The following is a 21302-nucleotide window of genomic DNA, read 5'->3' as shown; positions in this document are numbered from 1 at the left end:
GTGTGACCCGGTCCGACTTCATGTCCGGGCCGGGTCGCTCAGTCTGACTTCATTTCGGAGTATCACATGTTCTCATTCCTGCCCGTTTCGGGCTCCAACCGGTCGCTCTGGGCGATCTTTGCAGCCCTCGCTGCGTGTCTTCTCGTGGGCGGCGATGCGCTGGCCCACGGGGTCACGGAAGGCGACAAGGGCTATATCCAGGAGATCACGGGCATCAATCTGATCCCCTTCCTCTATCTGGGCGCCAAGCACATGGTGACGGGGTATGACCACCTCCTCTTCCTGTTCGGCGTGGTCTTCTTCCTCTACCGGCTCAAGCATGTCGGCATCTATGTCAGCCTGTTCGCCATCGGTCATTCCACCACGATGCTGGCCGGTGTGTTCTTCAATATCGGGCTGAATGCCTATCTGATCGACGCCATCATCGGTCTGTCGGTCGTCTACAAGGCGCTCGACAATCTGGGGGCATTCCAGCGCTGGTTCGGCGTGCAGCCCTCCACCAAGGCCGCCACGCTGGTCTTCGGCCTGTTCCACGGTTTCGGCCTGTCGACCAAGCTGATCGACTATGACATCGCGCCGGACGGGCTCCTGCCCAATCTCCTGGCCTTCAATGTCGGGGTCGAGATCGGCCAGCTCCTGGCCCTGGCGGCCATCCTGATCGCGATGGGCTTCTGGCGGCGCACGGCGAGCTTTGCCCGTCACGCCTACCTCGCCAACACAATTCTCATGTGCGCCGGCTTCATCCTGATGGGCTACCAGCTCACCGGCTATTTCGTCGCATAGACGCAGACTTTCGGAGACTTCCCATGTTCAATTCCCAACTCCCGTCCCGCGACGATCTTCCGTCCAGCGAGAGCCTTCTGAAATCCGCCCTGGTGGCGCTGGTGGCGGCCATCGTCATCCTGGTGACCATCGTCCTGCCCGCCGAATACGGCATCGACCCCACCCGGATCGGCCGTGTCCTGGGACTGACCCAGATGGGCGAGATCAAGGTGCAATTGGCCGAAGAGGCTGCCGCGGATCGCGAGGCCACGACTGCTCAGGCCGCGACACCGGCTCCGCGGGAGACAGCCGCCGCGGCCACCCCTCAGGACACGCCCGTCGAAGCGGCCGCGCCGGCAGAGGCTGTACCGGCGACTGAAGCCCCCGCGGAACCGGCTGCTCCCGAATGGAAAGACACGATCTCCATTACCCTTCAGCCGGGCGAAGCCACCGAAGTCAAACTGACCATGCTGGCCGGAGATGTCGCCGTCTACGAGTGGACCACGGATCAGGCCGGGCTCAATTCGGACCTGCATGGCGACAATCCGCAGGATGCCTTCATCTCCTACCGCCAGGGCCGCAACGAACCCGGTGACAGCGGTGAGTTTGCCGCCGAGTTCGATGGCGCTCATGGATGGTTCTGGCGCAACCGGTCCGAGGTCGCTGTGACGGTCACCCTGCGCACGCGGGGCGAGTACAGCGAATTCAACCGGCTGTTCTAAAAAGGGAAAGGGTGGTCCGGCTCGACACGGGCCACCCGCTTTTCCAGGAGGCCGATCATGCTCTGGCTGGTCATCAAATCCCTCATCTCCGGTGCCCTCGTGGGCATCGTCTCGGAAACCGCCAAGCGCAGCGCGGCCATGGGCGCACTCGTCGCCTCCCTGCCCATCGTCTCCGTGCTGGGCATGATCTGGCTCTGGCAGGAAACAAAGGACACCAATCGCCTCGCCGACCACGCCGAAGCCACTTTCTGGTTCGTCCTGCCCTCTCTGCCCATGTTCCTGCTGATCCCGGCCCTCCTGCGCCGAGGAGTCTGCTTCTGGCCGTCCCTTATGCTGGGCTGTGTAGTTACCGTGGGCCTGTATCTCGCGATGACCTGGCTGGGGCCACGAGTGGGGCTGCGGTTGCCGTTTTGAGACGACGTAAAGCGAGTGGAATGCCACGTTCGAAGCGCGTCAAAACGCGGAACAAAAATCTGAGAGGCTCAGATTCTTACCGACACTCGCCTTCTCCCCCCCTTACCCCCTGGAGAATTGCTCCAGGATAGAGGGGAGCGATTCTTTAGACCAAGGCCTAGTGAAGCTTTTGGCGACTGCCCCTAGAGAGCGTCACACACATGCACCTTGACTTTTGACGCTCATATGCCTCATAGGATTTAGATCCTAATGAAGCTGGAGTGTCATGATGCTGATCGGATATGCCCGAACCTCGACCGCTGACCAGGAAGCCGGTCTGGACGCACAGAGGCGTGAATTGCTGGCCGCTGGGGCGGAGAAGGTATTCAGTGAGCAAGTCTCCTCCGTGGGCAGCCGTTACACCCTTGATGAGGCCCTGAGCTTCATTCGCGAGGGTGATGTTCTGATGGTCACGAAACTCGACCGCCTTGCCCGCTCGATCCGCGACTTGATGGAGATCGTCGATACGCTCCAGGAGAAGGGCGCAGAGCTTCGTATTCTCACTATGGACCTGGACACCTCCTCCGCCACCGGGAAGCTGATGCTGGGTATCCTGGGGTCAGTCGCGGAGTTCGAACGCGAGATCATGCTGGAGAGGCAGCGTGAGGGGATCGCCAAGGCCAAGGCGGCAGGGAAGTACAAAGGCCGTGCGCCGACCGCTCGGAGGAAGGCGGATCAGGTTTTGGCCCTTCTGAACGATGGGATGGCCGAAACGGCGGTGGCCGAGAAGCTTGGAATAAGCCGGTCCAGCGTCCAACGGATCAAACGGTCCGCCCGGAGTGCTGCGTGACGCAAAACCCTGAGTACGAGGAGGAAGCCTAGGACCCAACCCTGCGCACCGAAAGTAGGTTGTTACTATAGATTTCCCCTAAGGGTTCTTCCAAAGCTTTCTGAAGGTCTTTCGGAGAGTGGTGATCACCACCCCGATCATCTCCTCCAGAGACCATGACCTCAAATCCCTATCCCGAATAACAAGCTTGAGCCCAAGCAAGAGGCTCTGGAAGTCCTGCGGCAAGCAATGCCGTGGGCAAAACCACCATGCTCATGAACACCGACATCAACGCAGAACTCGTTCCTCGCTCAGAGGACCGGGCGTTTAACCCTGCCCGAAGGTCAGCATCACCAAGGATGAGGGCGATTATCGACCAAGCCATCGATCACTTCGTGCAATACGAGCAAAGCCATGCCCCTCTTAGGCGCGCCAGAAGTGAGGCAGAAACTGAGAAACTTCATCTCTGCGTCGAAGCCCTGATCACAGACCTTGTCCATCGCGCGCTTACGATGGGCATTACGGCAAGAGTCCACATCAGCCTAGATGACCACGACCTGGGCGGACCTCGTCGATACCGGCAACGGGCCGTAGGCAAGATCACGAAGAAGGTGATCGAATACCTCTCCCAGGCTGAAACCGGTCCGTGGATCAACTTTTTCCGCCCCCGCGAGGGTGCACGTGAACGGTCCAGCTTGTCCGCCGCTCCCAAGCTTCTCGCACTTATCGATAGCGCGGGCATTACGACAAACGACCTTGGGGTCGATCAGGAGCCCCCCGAAGTTATCGCGTTGAAGCGCTGCAAAAAGGAGGACGCGCTTTGGTACGGACGGCCAAAGGGGACGTTGCTAGATTTCGAGGATACGAGCGAAACTCGGCGAATGCGCGAAGAGATGGAGATTATAAACGCCTATCTCGGAGACCTAGACCTTCGAATGGAACCGGGTGGCCCAACCGTCGATCTCAGTGCGAGGCGTCTCCGCCGCATTTTCACCAAAGGCTCGTTCCGCTTCGGAGGTCGCCTATGGGGGCTCCACGCTTACCCATTCTGGTATGGCCTCAAAGGCGGACACAATGGCGAGGTGAATGAACGCCAAGCCTACCTCTTGATCAACGAGGAGCCGGTGGAAGAAGTCGACATCAAAGCATGCTCACTGACCATCCTCTACGCGTTGAACGACCTTCCACTACCGCGTTCCGAAAATCCGTACGTACCACCGGAATACGCCGCCCGGATCCCAGGCGCGAAGGAACCTCCCAAGGCGGCGTTCAAGCCCCTCTTTCAGGCTGCGCTCTGTCGATCTCATCGATATCCGGCATGGGCCAAAGCCGAGCATGCAAACTACGTGTCGTGTTCCGCTAAAGAAGGCTTGGAAGCGCTGGAACGCCTTCATGCTCCGGTGGCTGCATACCTCCATCGTGATTTCGGACATGTAGTTCAACGGATCGAAAGCGACATCCTCGTCGATTGCCTGGCGCATCACGGGGCGGAGCTATCGGCCCTGCCCCTCCACGACTGCCTGATCGTGCCTGCAAGTAAGGCAGAAGAAGCGGAGAGAAGGTTTAAAGAGGCCTTCGTCCGACGCCTCGGGCAGGAACCGATCATCTCCTTCAACTAACGCCACCAATTCACCCATTGAGACGCCCTGAGAGCCCCTCTCGGGGCGCTTCTCTATGCCTGAACCTCAGAGACTATGACCCAATCCTATCACCATCTTGCCCATATCAACCGAGACCACGTCCTCAAGGCCGATGAGCTTCAGTGGGTCGTGATGAGAGTGCGCTCACCTCACCCCGACAAGCCTCTCATCTACACGCTGGGAGGTCGCGAACAGCTCCAGCGGCTTCTACGCCGAGAACGGATCGAACCGGACATCGTCGGCCTGGCCGAGATCGCAGCTTTGCCGACAGACGAAGAACGACGCCTGGAACAGAGACGTGAATTGCAGGAGCTGATAAGCAAAGCCACCGATGAGACGTAGCTAACTAGATAGCCGCGCAATTACAGGAGATATGGGGCGCTGACGGGCGAAATAATCCCTCAGTGCCCCTGCCTCTTGGCGTCTGTCTCGTTTCGCCCGTCAGGAGGCGTCCTTCACTTGCCGAAGCGCCATCGAGAACAGCAGGTCGAAAACCTTTGCCCTTGCCTCCGCATCGGTGAGGATGATGTTCGACATCTCCCTGTCCCTCTGGAAGGCCTGAATGATCTCCGGATAGACAGCCCTCTCGAAGGTCCCCCGCGAAACATCGGGAGGGTTATTCCTCAAGGTTGCCTGCATGCCTGGATCTTCCATGACCTTTTCCGAGGCCGCGAAGAACCGAAGATAGTCCGCTTCGGAAAAGCTCGTCCCATGCCGCTCGTTGAAAGCGTCGATGATCTCCTGGAGGGTCTTGGCTTCCTTCTCGGTGAAGGGCTTGGCGGCGAACTCGCTGATCGGTTTCAGCTCTGTGGTTTCGCCAGCCTGCAGCGACGCTGAACCGTCCTGCTTCTGCTCGACTTTGAAGGCCGCAAGCCGAAGCATGTCGTCGGTGATGTCCGGGTCGTCGGGCTGCTCCCGGTCGGGCAGCTTGCGGTCGAGCCAGGTGGCATAGACGTAGAGCTTCTCCAGCCAGGTGTCCCCCAGCGTCATGATCTGGGCCAGGAAGACGTAGAAACGCTGATAACTCTTGAGCAGCTGTCGGAATTCCTCGCGCCGCCCTTCCTCGTCCTCCGCTTGCCAACGATCCACGGCATTGCGGACGATGGCTTCCAGAGCTGGACGGTCTGCTGTCGTCACACCCTCAGGCTTGAAATAGATCTCCGAGAACCGGTCGATCTCGGGCCGGTCGATGATGCCATAACTGATGATCTTCTGTTCCAGCTCGTAGATCTGGTTGGGATCGGAACGCTCCTCCAGCGTGGTCGCTTCGAAGAAAGGCTTGAAGGCTTCCTGAATGTCCTCGATGGAGTTCTGGAAGTCGAGGATGAAGGTCTTCTTGTCATCCCCTTTCCGCCTGTTCAGGCGCGAAAGAGTCTGCACGGCCTGGAGACCCGCGAGCTTTCTGTCGACATACATCGCGCAGAGCTTGGGTTGGTCGAAACCGGTCTGATATTTCTCGGCCACGATGAGGAGGTGATAGTCGCCCTTGTCGAACTTTTCGGGCAGTTCCGTCTCGGCGAAGCCATTGAGTTCCGGCTCCGTGATCTCGCCACCTGCGCCGTCCGGAAGCGCTCCGGAGAACGCCACCAGCACACCCATTTCGCTGTAGCTCTTCGACGCCAGATAGCGCTCCACCCCCCGATAATACTTCAGAGCGGCTTCCCGGCTGGCTGTGACCACCATCGCCTTCGCTTCACCGCCCAGTTCATGCATCACATGGCGGCGGAAGTGCTCGACGATCACCTCGACTTTCTGATCGATGGCCTCATCGTGAAGATGGGCGAACTTGGCGACCTTGCGCTGAGCCTTGGAGCCTTCGAAGCGCGGGTCGTCCTCGATGGTCTTCTCCAGCTCATAATAGGCTTGGTAGGTCGAGTAGTTCTTCAGCACATCAACGATGAACTTTTCCTCGATGGCCTGACGCATCGAATACAGATGGAAGGGGTGAGGCTCCCCGTCCTCACCTGGATGACCGAAGCGCTCCAGGGTCACATTCCTCGGGGTCGCCGTGAAAGCGAAGTAAGAGATGTTGGGCTGTGGCCCTCGCTCGTTCTGATAGGCGAGGATGATGTCCTCGGCAGAACGGCCCTCCTCTTCCGCTTCCTGGGCTGTCAAAGCCTTGGAGACGGCCTCGGCTGCCTTGCCGGACTGCGAACTGTGCGCTTCGTCCATGATCACGGCGAAGCGTTTGTGAGACTGCGCGGAAATGGCGGTCAGGTGCTCGGTCCCGAATTTCTGGATGGTCGAGACGATGATCTTGGCTCCGGCCTCCAGAGCCTCCTTGAGCTGGCGTGAAGTGCCGTCAATGGCCCTGACCACGCCCGGCGTCTGTTCCAGGTCGGTGAGCGTCTTCTGGAGCTGCCTGTCGAGGACCCTCCGGTCGGTCAGGATGATCGCCGTGTCGAAGACCGACTCGTCGTCTTCCGTATGGAGCTTTATGGCCTGGTGCGCCGTCCATCCGATGGTGTTGGACTTTCCTGAGCCGGCCGAGTGCTGGATGAGATAGTTCTGCCCGCAGCCGTGTTCGCGAGCATCGGCCATGAGCTTGCGCACCGCGTCGAGCTGCTGGAAGCGCGGGAAGATCATCACACCGTCTTCATTGAGGTGGATGAAGCGCCCGATGATGTCGAGCAGGACCTCTCGCGAGAAGATCGCCTTGCCCTCCGGCAGGTCCCGATAGAGATAGGCGATGCGGAACTCCTCGGTCCCGTCCTCCAGCGTCACATCCGGATTGCCGCCCCCACCGTCCCGTCCTCTGTTGAAAGGCAGGAAGAAGGTGCTGCCATTGGCGAGGCGGGTCGCCATGGAAACGTAGTCCTGGTCCAGCGCGAAATGGACGAGAGCACCGCGTTTGAAAGTCAGCAAAGGCTCCCCGGCGGGCGAGCGGTCTTTACGGTACTGCTTCTCAGCCGTCTTGTAGTTCGAGCCGGTCAGCGTGTTCTTGAACTCGAAGGTCGCGACCGGAATGCCGTTCACGTAGAGAACCGTATCGATCCGGTTGCCGTTCTTGGTCGAGTATTCGACTTCCTGGATCACGGAAAGGATGTTGGCCTCGTAGAGCCGAACCAGGTCGGGGTTTATCGATGAGGCAGGCTTGAAGGCACACAGCTGGAACTTGATGTTCGGCACCAGCTTGATGCCCTTGCGAAGGACTTCCAGCGTCCCGAAGGTCTTCAAGTCCTTGGCGAGCTTGTCGATCACCGTGCGCTGCTCGGAACCGGGATAGTTCGTGGCGAGTGTCGCCCAGGCATCCGGCTGGGAGGTCTTCAGGAACTCGCAGACCAGTTCGGCGTCGAGCGCGAACGGCTTGTCGTGGTCGTCAGGCTGCCGTTCGCGATAGTCTTGGTGTGCGACCAGCTGTTGGACGAAATGTTCCTGGACAGCGATTTCGCGGTGGAGGGAGGAGGCTGTGAGGCTCATAGTCCTGCCACTATCTGCTGAAGCACCGCCAGCGGCGTCGTATTGTCGAACTGAAACCGGCTAGGCCCTCGCAGCGTTCGATCTCTCAGGTCGATTTTCTTCGCATCGTAATTGTAGGTAAAAACGTATCTGGCGCCGTTCAGCGTCACCCAGGTTGCGCGCGCGACCTGACCATTACGCTCGTAGACTTCAACGGTGTCACGAGCCAGGTTGAGGCGCTGCAGGACAGCTTTCTTTAGCGGCTCCAACACCTTCTCGACCTCGGATGCGTGATGAGCGGCTTGCTGCCTGACACCGATCACGAAGTCGTCGACCTCTTGCGTCGTAGTCAGTGGCTTGGCCATTACTCTTCCCCGTACAGTTCGTTCTGGTCGAAGCGGTCGTACTGATCGAGACGCTCCAGCATTTGCTCCTCCCAATCTGCGTACGTCATCCCTGTCGAAGTATGCCGCCACTCTGTGCGACCGTTAGCGGGGCGCCCATTGACTACAGCTGCCGCAGCGCTGGGGCTGCTGAAGGCGTAGTTCTCGGAAAACTCGGCCAACTCGCCTTTCGGTATGAGAACTCCTCGATCAACAAGGTCCCGGTACAGCGACTTGTAGCTCGCGTTCTTCGTGGCGGTGGACGCCCATGTGCCACGAGCGGCAGACCCCCGCTGCACGACAAATTCACCGTTCTCCAGTTTCGCGAAAGCCTTGATCTCGTGCTTCGGGGTCGTCAGCTCGAATCTGACCTCGTGACCAGATTTCGGTTGGTCCGCAGATGCCTTCGGACGGGTCTTTGAAAGGAAGCAGTCGACCCGGACAGCCGGGAGGACGACTAGCAGGTTCTCAAGAAAGACCTCCATGTCAGCAATCGCTGCTTCTGCGAGATACGGAATGGGAGGCTTCGTGCCGTTGTCCAGATCCACCCGTGTCTCCTGGATCAAACGAGCTTCGAGATAACGGATGTGAGCCTTGTTGAGCGTATTGGCGGCAGTCGTGATCAGCACCGCCGTATTCCACCAGTCCTTCGACGTGTCGTGAGATCGAATTCGATGGCTGATGTCGTCACCCTCGCCTACATAGATGATGGCTCGGCCATCCTTTTCGCCAACCAGAAGGTAGACGCCAGTGTACCGTGACACTTTTCGCTTCAACGCCTCCGCGATCTGAGTACGCGGCGCGACCAAAATGTGGCCGGTCCAATTGAGCATCTGCGCTGTGCGCATTCCATCGGGCCGTCCATCGATGAAGTAGAGTTCCAGTGAGCGTCCGCTCGGGGTCGAGCTTGTCATCCCGCCATCTCCTCCTGAATCTGATCGAGGCGCTTGTCGCCTTCGCCGGTCTGGCCCCAGCGGGTCAGGTCGATCTGGCCTGTAACAGCGGCTGTGATGAGGGCCGAGCGGTATTCCTTGAGGCGGTCGATGGAGGTCTGGGTGAGCGCTGCCATCCGGTCAACGTCGCCTGATGCCGCACGAATTTCCTCAAGCAACGCATCTTGCTTATCGAGCGGGGGCAACAGGCAGGGGAAATCGTAGACTTCGCCGACCCGCAGATGCCCCACTGTGCTGCCCTTAGATTTGCTTTGGATGTAGTCACGCCCGATGGAGCTGTAGATCGTTGCGATGATGAACTCTGGCTTCACTTTCGACCTATCTGGGCGATAGATCATCGTGCGCTGACCCAAGCAAAACTGGCGGTCTGTAGGCGCAAGGCAAGCTTCTCCTACCGGAGCCTCTCGGGTGAAAATTACATCACCCTCAATCGGCTTACCCCGCTGAGTCCACTCAAGGTAGGAGGCTCGGTCGGTCCAATAGCCACCCGAAGGATTGAACCCTCCATTTCGTACGCACGTTGTGCGAACGACGAAGTAGTCACTATGGTCGATGGTCGGCGGCGTCCGATTCTTACAGTCGATCACCCGAGAGCAAATGTCCTTCATTCTCACCCAGCGCCAATCGGCTGGAACTAAAGGCATCCACTCTGGACCAGCCTTTCGACGCTCGTCAGCAAAGGTCGTCAACCCTGTAAGGACCTGGGTTGTCTTGGCGGACCTCCGCTCCCCCAACAGCTCCACCAGGCGCTGCTTCTTCTCGACCAGCTGGTCGATCCGGGCGGTTTCCTTGTCGAGGAAGTCCGCGATGGCCTTCTGGGTGTCGAGGTCGAACAGGGGAACCGGCAGACGACCGAGCATGGACTGGTTGAGTCCATCGCGTGTCTCTTGGCTGGAGAGCGCCCGAATGTCACGGTACAGCCCTGAAAGCCACCACCGCAGGAACCGCTCATCCCCTGGATAGCCCGCAATACACGCGAGTGATTGATTCCCATATACAGCGATGGCGAGACGGGCGACCATTCCCTTGGTCTTGCCCTGACCGGCCAATGCCATAATCAGGCTCCCCTTGGGCATCAGCTTGGTGCTGCTGGATCGAACTGCCTCAGCTGTAATCAGAGCCGTGGGTTTCTCCACATCCCATTGGTTGACCTCGCCCGAGCCGATCCAAGGGACCGAGCCGCCTTCCCAGAAATCCAAGCGACTCTTGTCAGGGGTGCCTCCGCTGTAGATGCGAGCAACTCGACCGAGTCGAGCGGTCCTCACCGGCAACATCTCGACCAATCCGAAATGGTCCGCGAATTCACTCACGCCGCGACCTCCTTCAGAAGCCCGGCGATCTCCGCTTCCAGTGCCTTCAGTTCCGCATCGATCTCCTCCAGCGGTCTCGGGGGGACATACTCGTAGAAATACCGGTTGAAGTTGATCTCATAGCCGACCCGGCCTACCGCGCCGTCGCTGGCATCCTTGTGGCTCTCGTCCACCCAGGCATCCGGCACGAAGGGTTTCACCTCGCGCTCGACATAGGCTTCCCAGGTCTCGTCCAGGGGCACGAGTTCGGTGTCCCTCAGATCGCTGTCCGCTTCCAGCTGGCCTTTCCTGTCGCGGCAGACTTCCGCCTCTTCATCGCGTTCGCCGAAGACCGAGAGGATGGCCTTCTTCACAGGCGCTCCGATCTTCATGCCAGAGGCCTTGAGGGCCTTCTGCAAGTCGGCCTCGAAGCCATCCCGAGACACCCAGCGATGGTCCCTGGGCAGTCCTTCCAGAGCTGCCAACAACGCATCGGCCTCGTCATCCTTGAGTTTCTGGATAGCCTTCTCGGCTTTCAGCGCCTCGACCTTCTCGTCCGTCACCTCGAAGGCGAGCTTCAAGGGCCGCTCCACCCGGATTTCCCGATAGCCGAAAGCCTCACGCGGGAAGACCTTGGAGATCTTGTCGTCTGCGGCTTCATAGAGGGTGTAATTGCGCACGATCTCGGCGCGGGCCTCATCAGGGATCTCCCGACGCTTGGACCCCAGCGATTTACGCATGGATTTCCAGAAGGCTTCGCCTGAGGCGTCGATGAGTTGGACTTTGCCCCGACGCTCGACCGACTTGCGATTGGACAGCAGCCAGACATAGGTCTGGATGCCGGTGTTGTAGAAGAGATCGGTGGGCAGGGCGATGATCGCCTCGACCCAGTCATTCTCCAGCATCCAACGCCGGATCTCGCTCTCTCCGGAGCCAGCCCCGCCCGTGAAGAGTGGCGAGCCGTTCATGACGATCCCGATCCGCGACCCGGCTTCGTCCGCACGCATCTTGGAGATCATGTGCTGCAGGAAGAGAAGCTGGCCATCGGAGACACGCGGGGTCCCCGCACCGAAGCGGCCTTCCTTGCCCAGATTTTCCGCCTCGGAGACGATGGGCTCCTTGTACTTCTTCCAGTCCACGCCATAGGGCGGATTGGAGATCATGTAGTGGAACTTGCGGGAGGGATGGGCGTCCTGGGTGAGCGTGTTGCCATAGGCGATCTGCTCCGGGTCGTGCCCCGTCACCAGCATGTCCGACCGGCAGATGGCAAAGGACTCGCCATTGAGTTCCTGCCCGAAGAGTTCCACGCGCATGTCCGCGTTGATCTCCTTGAGGGCCTCCTCGGTGAGGGCCAGCATGCCACCCGTGCCACACGCCGGATCGTAGACCTGACGGATAACGCCGTCCTTCTGGAGACTGTCGCGGTCCGGCTCGACAAGAAGATCGACGATCAGGCGGACGACTTCGCGCGGGGTGAAGTGTTCACCGGCCGTCTCGTTGGAAATCTCCGAGAAGCGGCGAATGAGTTCCTCGAAGAGATAGCCCATCTCCAGGTTGGAGACCTTGGAGGGGTGAAGGTCGATCTCGGTGAAGCGTTCGAAGACCTTCCAGAGGAGCCCGGCATCCTTGAGACGCTTGAGCTGGTCGGTGATCAGGAACTTCTCCAGGAAGACATCCTGCACATCCGGCGGGAAGCCCTGCAGATAGTCGATCAGGTTCTCATGGAGCTGACCGGCATCCTGCTGCTTGAGCTTGGCGAAGGTGAAACGCGAGGTGTTGTAGACCTTGATGTCGCTACCCACCGCCCCGAGCAGGATCATGCGGCGGGTCTCGTCGTCGATGTCCTCGGGCAGGTTCGCGGCTGCCGAGAGGACAGCCTCCTTGGTGGGCTCCAGGATCGTATCGAGACGGCGCATCACCACGAAGGGCAGCACCACCTTGCCGTACTCGGACTGTCTGAAGTCCCCCCGAAGAAGCTCCGCGATGGACCAGGCAAAGTTCGCCAGGCCCTGCACGTTCGCAGGCGTTCCGCTCATATAACCCCTCCCTCTAGGTTGAGCAAAGCCCAAGCGCTCGCCGAAGGCAAGCATGAGCCCATGCAACCTGCTGAAATTTCATGAGATAGCCGAACAGCCGATCTCTGGGTGTGATCCTAGTCACGCTGGGGCGTCAGAAGGAGTCCTGGACTTCAGTTCACCCAGCCAGTCGACGCTGTTCATGATGGGCCGGAGCGTCTCCGGGGCGATCTTGTTGCCGTACAGGCCGTATGTGAGGTTCGGATGCTGGTGGCCCAGGATTGCAGCGACCTTTGCCTCGGGCACATCCATCTCGTTCAGACGGCTCGCAAGCGTGTGCCTGAAACTGTGGAAGACTTTCTCCGGCCCGTGACCGAGAGAGCGCTTGAGTTCGCCGAAGCGATTGGTGATGGAGTTGGCAGCCATCGGGTTGGAACACCAGGCTTTGACCACATCGCGAATGGCGTCTGGACAGGGGATCACTCGCGCACCCGCATCGGTCTTGGTCGCTTCTCGCGGGATCACCAACCAGTCTTTCTCGGCATCGTACTGGAGCCCCGCTATCTCGCTGACACGCGCACCTATGTGCAGCGCAATGAGGATCGCCGAATGCAATGGGGTTCCAGTAGAGGCCTCGAGGAGCGCCTTAACCTCCTCCAACGACCAGACCTCACGATTAACTTGAGGCGCAGCGACAGCCAACTCGTGTTGCTGCCAGACACTTCCATCCAGGTGGAAGAAACGCCAGAGCTTGGCCATCGCGATCTGGATGTTCTCGATGGTCTTCTTCTTGAGCGGCTTGCCCTCGTCACCCCTCGCCAGGGACTGCAGATAAAGCGCCACCTCCCTACGGTCGACACGCGTGACGAAGGGGAACCGTTGAGAACACCGCTTGTAAGCCCTGCGATACTCCCGCTTGGTCCCTTCGGAGAGCTGGGTGTTTTCGAACAGGCGCTCACCCGCTTCAACAAGAGGCAGCTCACCCCTCGTTGCCCGAAGAGCTGCTTCCAATCCCTGCCCGTCCAAAGTCTCAGCGATGAAGCGCCGACGCACGTCATCCAACTCCTCGGAAGAATTCGTGTCACCCAGCAGGCCTTCCTGTTGTCCCCAGGCGACAGCCTGGCTCTGCAGCCGGTCAATCAGGCTTTCTCGGAAGGTGTAGTCTTCGTCCGAAACAGATCGTCTCTCAGACTGCTGGTAGTCTTCGTAGGCAAGGTCGATGAGCGACTTGTCGATACCCCTGCGCAGGGCTTCCCACTCTTCTTCCAGCTGCTTGAGGCGAGCGTCACGCCTGCGGCGCGCTTCTTTCACATCACGGGTCCTGAGGGTCTCCTCCACGAAGTCACTGCCGAAGGCCTCTCTCACATCCAAAGGGACCCGCTTGCGGAGCCACCACACCTTCCCACGCTGTTTCAGATTTGTGTTCACGACGCGCACTCTCGGCATGACTTTCCCCTGTCTTGTGGGACAGTTTGTGGGACAATCTCAAGGCCGAAAATTCAGTTATTGCGTTAGTTCAGAGACTTAACGGGAAAGTGGTGGCGAGGGAGAGACTTGAACTCTCGACCTCACGATTATGAGTCGTGCGCTCTAACCAGCTGAGCTACCTCGCCACACGGGTTCCTCCGCAAGGAGGAGGGACGCCATATACGCGGAGCGCCCGCGGCTGGCAAGCCGCGGGCGCCCGCTGATTTCAGTTCTCTGACAGCTAGGCTGCGCGAACTTCCTGCAGGAATTGTTCGACGGCCGTTTTCAGCTCGTCGGACTGGCGCGAAACGGCCAGCGAGGCTTCGAGCACTTCGCCTGCGCTCTCGCCCGTTTCCGAGGTCGCCTGGTCGACTTCCTGGATGTTCGAGAACACGTCGCGCGTGCCGTCTGCGGCTTCCTGTGCCGAGCGGGTGATCTCGCCGGCGGCCGCGCGCTGCTCTTCCATGGCAGCCGCGATCGCGGTGGCGATCTCGCTCATCTCGTGGATGGTACCGCCGATCGAGGACATGGCATCGACAGCCTTGGCAGTCGCCCCCTGGATACCGGAAATGTGCTCGGAAATGTTCTGCGTCGCCGCACCGGTCTGGCTGGCCAGCGCCTTGACCTCGGAGGCCACGACCGCGAAGCCCTTGCCGGCTTCGCCGGCGCGGGCCGCCTCGATGGTGGCGTTCAGGGCCAGCAGATTGGTCTGCTCGGCGATGTCGTTGATGAGGCTGACGATATTGTCGATCGACTTGGCCGCATCGTCGAGACGCTGGACGTCGCCATTGGTCTGCTCGACCTGGTCGACGGCGCTGCCGGCGATCTCGGTGGAACGCGAGATCTGCTGGCTGATCTCGCCGATCGAGGAGACCATTTCCTCGGCGGCGGCGGCCACAGTCTGAACGTTCTGGGACGCGCCTTCGGAGGCCTGTGCCACAGCGGCGGATTTGCCGGTCGTGGCGGCGGCTGTCGAGCTCATGGCGCGAGCCGCGGTCTCCATGCGGGTCGCGGCCTCGCCGACCTGGCCCAGCGCATCGGTGGACGCAGCTTCGAAAGCCTGGATCAGGCTCTCGACGGCGGCCGAACGCTTTTCCTTCATGCGGCGTTCCGCTTCGGTCTCCTGCTCGAGGCGAGCGCGTTCGATCGCGTTCTGGCGGAAGACGTCGACCGAGCGCGCCATGTCGCCGATCTCGTCCTTGCCCGGAGAGAAGCCGAGATTGACGTCGCTATTGCCCTCGGCCAGCGCGCTCATGGTACGTGCCATGGCGCTCAGGCGCTTGAGCAGGATGTTGTTGACGTAGAGCCAGCCGATACCGGCCGCGACGACCATGCCGGCTGCGGCGATCACCATGAGCAGGATACGGCCCGTCATGACGGCGGAGTTGGCGGCGCTCGTGGCACCGTCGACGCGGTTGGCGACCTGGCCCTTGAAGTCATGGACCGCACTCAGCAGCGCCTCGGCGGAATAGCGGGCCTCTTCAGCCACGACCTCGGCTGCGGCAACGGCGGCGAGCTCTGACTTGCGCAGTTCGAAAATACCGGTATCGCCTTCGCCGAAATTGATCAGCGTGTCGGCCTGGGTACGCATCACATCGGTGACGATCGGGCCGAGAATGGCGAGATTGACGTCCAGCTCGCCGACCGCCTCGTCCCAGCGGTCGAAAATGGCGTCGACGTCCGGGCTCGTGCCGGCGATGTCGACCTCATTGTACTGGATCATGATCTGGTTGGCCGCCAGCAGCGCGCGCAGCAGGCTTTCGATGTCCGCTTCGTCACTGGCATCGAGCGCACCCTCAACGCTGCCGGCCAGTGCGGTGCGCGCGACCCGTGCCTCATTGGTCACGTCGCGGCGCGTGTCGCGGATCTGCAGGCGGCGATCCACCACCGCATTCATCTCCTCGACCATTTCGGAAAGCTCGCTGACCGCGGCCGCAAGTTCGGCCGTCTCGGCCGTGCCCGACAGCGACTGAAGGCGTTCCAGCTCGCTTTGCAGGCCGTCGCGGAATTCCACCACGCGCTCATAATTCATTTCCCGGGCGATTACGGTCTGGGATCCGCCGAAAGCGGCCAGCGACTCGCTGAGCGCGACGCTCTGCTCGCTGAGCGCGTCCACAGCCATCGTTTCCGGGATGGACTGCTCGGCGATCTGCTGAACGGCGTTATTGGCGGAGTTGAATCCAGTCACGCCCACGATGGTCGCAACGAGCGTCATGAAGGCCGTCAGCGCGAATGCAGACAGCAGGCGGACGCGAATGCTGGACGTCTTGTCGAGGACTTTGGCGAGCACAGAGTTCATTTTTTCGGCCCCTAGGGTTAATGGCCCGGTTCAAAAAAGTACGGCGACGCTAACGCGCCGCCGTAAATGAATTCTTATTGACGCCGCCCCGCTTCTTTTATTTGGGTGGGACGTATCATTTATTCGCGTCAGCCGCCGAGGTTGAAGTCGAAGCGCTGCTGCATACCCTCGGTCGCGGCCGAAGCCGGGGCATAGGCCCAACCTTCGATGGCGCGGATAACGGCGCGATCGAACACGCCTTCCGGATTGGCTTCGACCACAGTCGGGTTCTGGATAGTCCCGTCCGGCGCCACGGTATATTCAACGACCGCATAACCTTCGATGCCGCGACGCTCAGCACCGCGCGGATACTCCGGAGCCTCGACAGTCGTGCGCTCGCGATCCTGGGCCAGGGCCGGCGTGGCGGCGAAAGCCATAGCGGTCATCGCCGCCGCCATGATCATGGTTCCCGTCTTTTTCATCGACTTATTACCCTTCATCCAAAGTCCGGTAGCATCGCCCGGGATTTTCCCCGTGTTCGAACCACCTCGTTGATTTCGTGCAGGAGCAAAGCCTCCCGACGACGAGGACTATGACAAAAACCGGTTGCCAAACTTTTAAATGAAGCTCGAATCAGTGAGCGGGATGGAAAATTTTTTTGACTTAATTTTCAATAGATTGGATTGGGCGTTAGGCGGCTATTAAGACCCTGTGCCAAAACGCGACAGGTTTTCGCCGCGGTTTTGGTAAACATAACGCTAAAGTCGAACGAAGTATTTGCACGAACCCGTTCACCCTGCGGAGGAATTTGCCCGCCCCATGACGGACACAGAACGCCGCTTCGGCCCGGACCGGCTCGAAACCTTCGCCGCCCTTCTGCTCGAAACAGCCGGCGCCCGCCCGGCGGATGCCGCCGCCGTGGCTCACCACCTCGTGGACGCCAATCTGAAAGGGCATGACAGTCACGGCGTGGGCCTCCTGCCCGCCTATGCGCATCACATCGCCAAGGACCTCGTCAACACCGCTGCCGAAGCCTCGACGATCAAGGAGACCACGATCCTCCTTCAGGTCGATGCCGATGGCGGCTGGGGCGGACCGGCGGGCCTGCGCCTCATGGAGCAGGCGTCCGCAAAGGCGAAAGAACACGGGCTGGCGGCGGCCACGATCGGCAATGCCCATCATCTCGGCCGGATCGGCGCCTTCGCGGAACGGGCCGCAGAAGCCGGGCTCGTCTCCATGCATTTCGTCAACGTGACGGACCACGCCCCGCTGGTGGCGCCCTATCGCGGCTCGGACGCCCGCTTCGGAACCAATCCGGTCTGCATCGCCTTTCCGCCGACGCCACGCCGCGCCCTCTTCCTGCTCGACATGGCCACCAGCCGGATCGCGCTGGGCAAGATCCGCGTCGCTGCGAACAAGGGCAAGACGCTCGCCCCGGGCTGCCTTATCGACGAAAAGGGCATGCCGACCACCGATCCGAGCGGCATGGCCGGCTTCGAGGTCAAGGGCGCGCTCACGCCGATGAGCCGCCACAAGGGATACGGGCTCGCCTTCGCCTGCGAACTGCTGGCCGGCGTACTGTCCGGGTCCGGTACGATCCAGCCGGACAATCCGCGCCGTGGCGGCATCCAGAACCGCATGCTCTCCATCCTCATCGACCCCGACGCCTTCGGCGATCGAAGCTGGATGGACACGGAGATCGAAGCGATGGCCGATTACGCCCTCGCCTCGCCGCCCATGGACTGGGACAGCCCCGTTCTCTACCCCGGCGACCCGGAACGCGCCCTCTTCGGGAAGCGCTCGCGCGAAGGCATCCCGCTCGACCTGAAGACGCTCGAACAGCTGAACAAGACCGCCGAGGCGGTGGGACTGGAAGAGCGGCTCTAGCGCTCGCGCAAACTCTCCGGCAGACCGAACACGTCCAGCACGTCCTGGCTGATGCGCCTGGGGCGGCCGGTGGTCTGGTCGATCCGGCACCATTCGGTGGTGGCGCGGGCGGAGAAGCGTTTGGCGCCGGGCTTTCGGATATCGACATGGCGGTCGAAGCGCGGCCCCCGGATCGCGCCGAGCCAGGTACGGATTTCCGCGATCTCTCCGGGCAGGATGGGATCGCGGTATTCGATCGTGTGCTTGAGCGCGACCCAGACATCGGAGGTCGTCATGTCGGACGGGGCGACGCGATGCCAGTGCGTGACGGCGATATCCTGAACCCAGCGCAGATAGACGACATTGTTCACATGGCCGAGCTGGTCGAAATCCTCAGGCTGCGGCGTGATGCGGCGAACGAGCGCCGTCTCGAAGTCGAGACAGCCCATTCCCTCGCCCTCGACGGCCTGGTCGTGCCCGATCATGCCCGCCAGCGGGCCCGATGCCAGATTCATGTCCGCGTCCTTTGCTGCACTGCACGATATCTACGCACGCACGCGCGCACGAGAAAAGAGCGCGTCATGACATACGCGCCCTTCATCATCGCATAGGCGTCCGAGGTGCGGACAAGCCCTTCTTCCCCGCAAGCGGGGAAGTGGGCCGCAGCTCAGCTGCGGGCCGATGGGGCGGCCGCAGGCCGGGGATCAGACACCGGCTTCGCCGGCCCCTCCACCGCTTCGCGGTCCCCCTCCCCCGATGGGGGAGGAAAGTTATTTCTTCGGCGCCGAGATATGGATCGGGTGGCCCAGCGCGGTGAGCGCGGCTTCGGCGAAACCCTCGGTGAGAGTCGGGTGGACGTGGATCGTGCCGGCGATGTCTTCCAGGCGGGCGCCCATCTCGATCGCCAGGGCAAACTCGCCCGAGAGTTCGGAGACGTGCGTGCCGACGGCGTGGATGCCGAGCACGACGTGATCGTCCTTGCGGGCGGTGACGCGGACGAAACCGCCATCGCTGCCGGCTTCCATGGAGAGATAGCGGCCCGAGGCGGCCAGCGGGAACTTGCCCGTGATGACCTCCTCGCCCTTCTCCTTCGCCTCGTCCGGCGTCAGGCCGACGCCGACGATTTCCGGCTCGGTGAAGCAGACGGCGGCGATGGAGACCGGGTCGAAGACGCGGCGATGACCGGCAATCAGCTCGGCGACCATCTCGCCCTGGGCGGTCGCCTTGTGCGCCAGAAGCGGCTCGCCGACGACATCGCCGATGGCCCAGACGCCGCGCATGCCGGTGCGGCACTGGTCATCGACCTTGATGAAGCGGTTATCGACGAGGTCGAGGCCCATATTCTCGAGCCCCCAGCCGTCGAGACAGGCCTTGCGGCCGACGGCGACAAGGATCTTGTCGGCCTCGATCGTCTTCTCTTCGCCCTTGGCATTCTCGTATTCGAGCACGGCCTTGCCCTTTGTGCCCTTCACGCCCTTGGCCTTGCATGACAGCTGGACGTCCACCTTGTGCTTCTTCAGCCACATGGTGATCGGACGGGTCATTTCCTTGTCGTAGAGCGGCAGGATGACGTCGGTGGCCTCGATGAAGGTCACCTCCGTGCCCAGCTTGCGATAGGCGATGCCCAGTTCGAGGCCGATATAGCCCGCGCCGACGACGACCAGCTTTTCCGGACGTTCGTCGAGATCGAGCGCGTCGGTGGAACCGATGACATTGCCGCCGAAGGGCAGGAAGGGCAGTTCGACCTCGACCGAACCGGTCGCGAGGATGACGTTCTCGGCGGTGATCTCCACCTGCTCGCCGTCATCCATCGTCACGACGCAGGTCTTGGCGTCCTTGAACTCGGCCCAGCCGGCGATGTGCTCGGCGCCCGCAGCCTTGATCAGCTGGCCGACGCCGCCGGTGAGCTTGGAGACGATGCCGTCCTTCCAGCCGACCAGCTTGTCCATGTCGAGCTTCGGCGCCTCGGCGAGGGAGATGCCCAGCTCGTCCTTTTCGGCATGCCTGGCCATCTCCTCATACTTCGTCGCGGCGTGGATCATCGCCTTGGAGGGGATGCAGCCGCGATTGAGGCAGGTGCCGCCCAGGCCGTGCTTGTCGACGATGATGGTATCGAGGCCGAGCTGGCCGGCGCGGATCGCGGCCGGATAGCCGCCCGGGCCGCCGCCGATGACGAGGACTTGGCAAGACCGTGTCTGCATGGATCACTCCTTGGAAGGATGAAGCGCAAGAATGCCGATTTCGGCACCGGCTTTAGACGCTCGGGCGAAAAAGGGAAAGAGGCGGGCTGAAGAGGGCTAGCGCTTCAGGACCGCAAAGCCCAGCGAAGCGAGGACATTGCCCGCGAATACGAGCACGAAGGTCCCGAAGACGATCGCGGGCATCCATTCGGAATGGATGCCGATCCGCTCGTGATAGAACATCAGCACGAAGACCAGCGCGGCCCAGACGGCCACGGCCGAAATGAAACGGTTCCAGAAGGCTGTCAGGCCTGCGCGCATTTCGCTCTCCCATGCTTGCTCAAGGTGTGACGCCTCCGCCCGGGAGCGTCAAGGCGGCGTTACCCAAGTCCGGGAAGGTGGAAGGCAAGCCGGTTCTTTCATGCTACCGTCGCAGGACGCACAGGGAGACCGTCATGACGCATATCCTGAAAACCGCGATCATCGCCGCACTGGGTGCGAGCCTCGTCGCAGCAGCCGCCGATGCCCAGAACAATGGCAATCGCGGCCAGGGCCAGGGTCAGGGACGCGGTCAGGACCGGCAGGATGACCGGGACGACCGCCCCGATGACTGGCGAGACGAGCGGTATGACGACCGCCATGACACGCGCACCGGCAACCAGCCGGACAATCACGGCCGCAGAGTCAGCGAGGCCGCGCGCGAAATGAACGAAGTCCATCCCGGCGATGTGCCCGGGCCCGGCCGTTCGCAACAGGCGCATCAGTTGCACGACATCGCCCGCGATGACGACCCGCAACATTACGAGGCACGCCCCCTGCCCGGTATCGGCGACATTCTCGGCATTGACGACGACCAGGACGAACGCGAACGCCGCCGCCCGCGCGACACGCGCCCGGATGACGACGACGCCGAAAACCGGGGCATCCGTCTGGAAGACATCATCGATTTCGAACCGGATGATGACGACGAACCCGTCGATGACGGCCGCCGCGACCGCTCGAACCGGACCAGCCGCACGGACGAGGACCGGCGCGATCTTGAGCCTTATTGAGGCACGCACCGATAGCGCCACGGCGCTTCCGCCTGGCGGTATGAGGGGTGCAGGGCGTCCGGCGATGCCGGAAC

19 protein-coding genes and 1 tRNA gene are annotated in these 21302 nt (G+C 61.3%); 8 read left to right on the top strand and 12 right to left on the bottom strand.

What is annotated here, in order from left to right; genetic code table 11:
* Window positions 1-66 precede the first annotated feature (66 nt).
* From AC13HB_RS11110 to AC13HB_RS11085, 6 genes are all read left to right on the top strand, one after another.
* On the top strand, window positions 67-783 hold the full coding sequence (locus tag AC13HB_RS11110; protein ID WP_482949822.1) for a HupE/UreJ family protein: 717 nt from the start codon (window positions 67-69) through the stop codon (window positions 781-783).
* Between the two features lie 23 nt (window positions 784-806).
* The gene (locus AC13HB_RS11105; RefSeq protein ID WP_482949821.1) at window positions 807-1484 is read left to right on the top strand and encodes a transmembrane anchor protein; all 678 of its coding nucleotides are present in this window, start codon (window positions 807-809) and stop codon (window positions 1482-1484) included.
* 57 nt (window positions 1485-1541) lie between these two features.
* Entirely contained in the window at window positions 1542-1898 is a 357-nt protein-coding gene (locus AC13HB_RS11100) for a DUF3147 family protein (RefSeq protein ID WP_482949820.1), read from the top strand.
* Between the two features lie 268 nt (window positions 1899-2166).
* Window positions 2167-2727 (top strand): recombinase family protein, encoded by a 561-nt coding sequence (locus AC13HB_RS11095; protein WP_482949819.1) that lies wholly within the window; start codon window positions 2167-2169, stop codon window positions 2725-2727.
* Between the two features lie 248 nt (window positions 2728-2975).
* Window positions 2976-4325, top strand: coding sequence for a hypothetical protein (locus AC13HB_RS11090; protein ID WP_482949818.1), 1350 nt, complete (start codon window positions 2976-2978; stop codon window positions 4323-4325).
* Window positions 4326-4400: 75 nt separating this feature from the next.
* Window positions 4401-4688 (top strand): hypothetical protein, encoded by a 288-nt coding sequence (locus AC13HB_RS11085; protein ID WP_482949817.1) that lies wholly within the window; start codon window positions 4401-4403, stop codon window positions 4686-4688.
* 99 nt (window positions 4689-4787) lie between these two features.
* Here AC13HB_RS11085 and AC13HB_RS11080 read toward each other — a convergent pair whose 3' ends face one another.
* The 9 genes from AC13HB_RS11080 to AC13HB_RS11040 all read right to left on the bottom strand — a co-directional run bounded on the left by AC13HB_RS11080 (window position 4788) and on the right by AC13HB_RS11040 (window position 16612).
* Window positions 4788-7766, bottom strand: coding sequence for a type I restriction endonuclease subunit R (locus AC13HB_RS11080; RefSeq protein WP_482949816.1), 2979 nt, complete (start codon window positions 7764-7766; stop codon window positions 4788-4790).
* Window positions 7763-8110, bottom strand: coding sequence for a hypothetical protein (locus AC13HB_RS11075; protein ID WP_482949815.1), 348 nt, complete (start codon window positions 8108-8110; stop codon window positions 7763-7765). Before AC13HB_RS11075 ends, AC13HB_RS11080 begins: the two co-directional genes overlap by 4 nt.
* Window positions 8110-9042 carry a GIY-YIG nuclease family protein gene (locus AC13HB_RS11070; protein WP_482949814.1) on the bottom strand — a complete coding sequence of 311 codons (933 nt, stop codon included), beginning with the start codon at window positions 9040-9042 and terminating at the stop codon, window positions 8110-8112. The genes AC13HB_RS11075 and AC13HB_RS11070 overlap by 1 nt, the downstream gene beginning before the upstream one ends.
* Window positions 9039-10391, bottom strand: a complete 1353-nt coding sequence (locus tag AC13HB_RS11065; RefSeq protein ID WP_482949813.1) for a restriction endonuclease subunit S — start codon at window positions 10389-10391, stop codon at window positions 9039-9041. The genes AC13HB_RS11070 and AC13HB_RS11065 overlap by 4 nt, the downstream gene beginning before the upstream one ends.
* The gene (locus AC13HB_RS11060) at window positions 10388-12406 is read right to left on the bottom strand and encodes a type I restriction-modification system subunit M (RefSeq protein WP_482949812.1); all 2019 of its coding nucleotides are present in this window, start codon (window positions 12404-12406) and stop codon (window positions 10388-10390) included. Before AC13HB_RS11060 ends, AC13HB_RS11065 begins: the two co-directional genes overlap by 4 nt.
* 120 nt (window positions 12407-12526) lie before the next feature.
* The gene (locus AC13HB_RS11055) at window positions 12527-13813 is read right to left on the bottom strand and encodes a DUF6538 domain-containing protein (RefSeq protein ID WP_482949811.1); all 1287 of its coding nucleotides are present in this window, start codon (window positions 13811-13813) and stop codon (window positions 12527-12529) included.
* A 108-nt stretch (window positions 13814-13921) separates the two neighbouring features.
* Window positions 13922-13998 (bottom strand) — tRNA-Met (locus AC13HB_RS11050).
* Window positions 13999-14093: 95 nt separating this feature from the next.
* Window positions 14094-16151: a methyl-accepting chemotaxis protein gene (locus tag AC13HB_RS11045; RefSeq protein WP_482949810.1), complete on the bottom strand. Its 2058-nt coding sequence runs from the start codon at window positions 16149-16151 to the stop codon at window positions 14094-14096.
* Between the two features lie 128 nt (window positions 16152-16279).
* Complete coding sequence (locus AC13HB_RS11040) at window positions 16280-16612, bottom strand: energy transducer TonB (RefSeq protein ID WP_482949809.1); 333 nt, start codon at window positions 16610-16612, stop codon at window positions 16280-16282.
* A gap of 337 nt (window positions 16613-16949) precedes the next feature.
* Here AC13HB_RS11040 and AC13HB_RS11035 point away from each other — a divergent pair, with 337 nt between their 5' ends.
* Window positions 16950-18017: a malate/lactate/ureidoglycolate dehydrogenase gene (locus tag AC13HB_RS11035; protein WP_482949808.1), complete on the top strand. Its 1068-nt coding sequence runs from the start codon at window positions 16950-16952 to the stop codon at window positions 18015-18017.
* Here AC13HB_RS11035 and AC13HB_RS11030 read toward each other — a convergent pair.
* From AC13HB_RS11030 to AC13HB_RS11020, 3 genes are all read right to left on the bottom strand, one after another.
* Window positions 18014-18511: an acyl-CoA thioesterase gene (locus AC13HB_RS11030; protein ID WP_482949807.1), complete on the bottom strand. Its 498-nt coding sequence runs from the start codon at window positions 18509-18511 to the stop codon at window positions 18014-18016. The two genes, AC13HB_RS11035 and AC13HB_RS11030, sit on opposite strands and share 4 nt — an antisense overlap.
* Before the next feature lie 255 nt (window positions 18512-18766).
* The gene (lpdA, locus tag AC13HB_RS11025; protein ID WP_482949806.1) at window positions 18767-20197 is read right to left on the bottom strand and encodes a dihydrolipoyl dehydrogenase; all 1431 of its coding nucleotides are present in this window, start codon (window positions 20195-20197) and stop codon (window positions 18767-18769) included.
* Between the two features lie 96 nt (window positions 20198-20293).
* On the bottom strand, window positions 20294-20497 hold the full coding sequence (locus AC13HB_RS11020) for a hypothetical protein (protein ID WP_482949805.1): 204 nt from the start codon (window positions 20495-20497) through the stop codon (window positions 20294-20296).
* A gap of 134 nt (window positions 20498-20631) precedes the next feature.
* On the opposite strand from AC13HB_RS11020, the gene AC13HB_RS11015 reads away from it, so the two are divergent.
* Complete coding sequence (locus AC13HB_RS11015) at window positions 20632-21228, top strand: hypothetical protein (protein WP_482949804.1); 597 nt, start codon at window positions 20632-20634, stop codon at window positions 21226-21228.
* The last annotated feature ends 74 nt before the right edge of the window (window positions 21229-21302 follow it).

This window comes from Maricaulis sp. B-26 (assembly GCF_056857855.1).
Note: the sequence above shows the minus strand (reverse complement) of the source record. Positions and strands in the feature narration are given on the sequence as shown.

Excerpts from the sequence above, each read along its gene's own strand:
- AC13HB_RS11030 (WP_482949807.1), bottom strand. The coding sequence starts at position 18,511 with ATGAATCTGGCATCGGGCCCGCTGGCGGGCATGATCGGGCACGACCAG.
- AC13HB_RS11085 (WP_482949817.1), top strand. The coding sequence starts at position 4,401 with ATGACCCAATCCTATCACCATCTTGCCCATATCAACCGAGACCACGTC.
- AC13HB_RS11015 (WP_482949804.1), top strand. The coding sequence starts at position 20,632 with ATGACGCATATCCTGAAAACCGCGATCATCGCCGCACTGGGTGCGAGC.
- AC13HB_RS11045 (WP_482949810.1), bottom strand. The coding sequence starts at position 16,151 with ATGAACTCTGTGCTCGCCAAAGTCCTCGACAAGACGTCCAGCATTCGC.
- AC13HB_RS11090 (WP_482949818.1), top strand. The coding sequence starts at position 2,976 with ATGCTCATGAACACCGACATCAACGCAGAACTCGTTCCTCGCTCAGAG.
- AC13HB_RS11060 (WP_482949812.1), bottom strand. The coding sequence starts at position 12,406 with ATGAGCGGAACGCCTGCGAACGTGCAGGGCCTGGCGAACTTTGCCTGG.
- AC13HB_RS11105 (WP_482949821.1), top strand. The coding sequence starts at position 807 with ATGTTCAATTCCCAACTCCCGTCCCGCGACGATCTTCCGTCCAGCGAG.
- AC13HB_RS11075 (WP_482949815.1), bottom strand. The coding sequence starts at position 8,110 with ATGGCCAAGCCACTGACTACGACGCAAGAGGTCGACGACTTCGTGATC.
- AC13HB_RS11080 (WP_482949816.1), bottom strand. The coding sequence starts at position 7,766 with ATGAGCCTCACAGCCTCCTCCCTCCACCGCGAAATCGCTGTCCAGGAA.
- AC13HB_RS11070 (WP_482949814.1), bottom strand. The coding sequence starts at position 9,042 with ATGACAAGCTCGACCCCGAGCGGACGCTCACTGGAACTCTACTTCATC.
- AC13HB_RS11035 (WP_482949808.1), top strand. The coding sequence starts at position 16,950 with ATGACGGACACAGAACGCCGCTTCGGCCCGGACCGGCTCGAAACCTTC.
- lpdA (WP_482949806.1), bottom strand. The coding sequence starts at position 20,197 with ATGCAGACACGGTCTTGCCAAGTCCTCGTCATCGGCGGCGGCCCGGGC.
- AC13HB_RS11020 (WP_482949805.1), bottom strand. The coding sequence starts at position 20,497 with ATGCGCGCAGGCCTGACAGCCTTCTGGAACCGTTTCATTTCGGCCGTG.
- AC13HB_RS11100 (WP_482949820.1), top strand. The coding sequence starts at position 1,542 with ATGCTCTGGCTGGTCATCAAATCCCTCATCTCCGGTGCCCTCGTGGGC.
- AC13HB_RS11040 (WP_482949809.1), bottom strand. The coding sequence starts at position 16,612 with ATGAAAAAGACGGGAACCATGATCATGGCGGCGGCGATGACCGCTATG.
- AC13HB_RS11110 (WP_482949822.1), top strand. The coding sequence starts at position 67 with ATGTTCTCATTCCTGCCCGTTTCGGGCTCCAACCGGTCGCTCTGGGCG.
- AC13HB_RS11095 (WP_482949819.1), top strand. The coding sequence starts at position 2,167 with ATGCTGATCGGATATGCCCGAACCTCGACCGCTGACCAGGAAGCCGGT.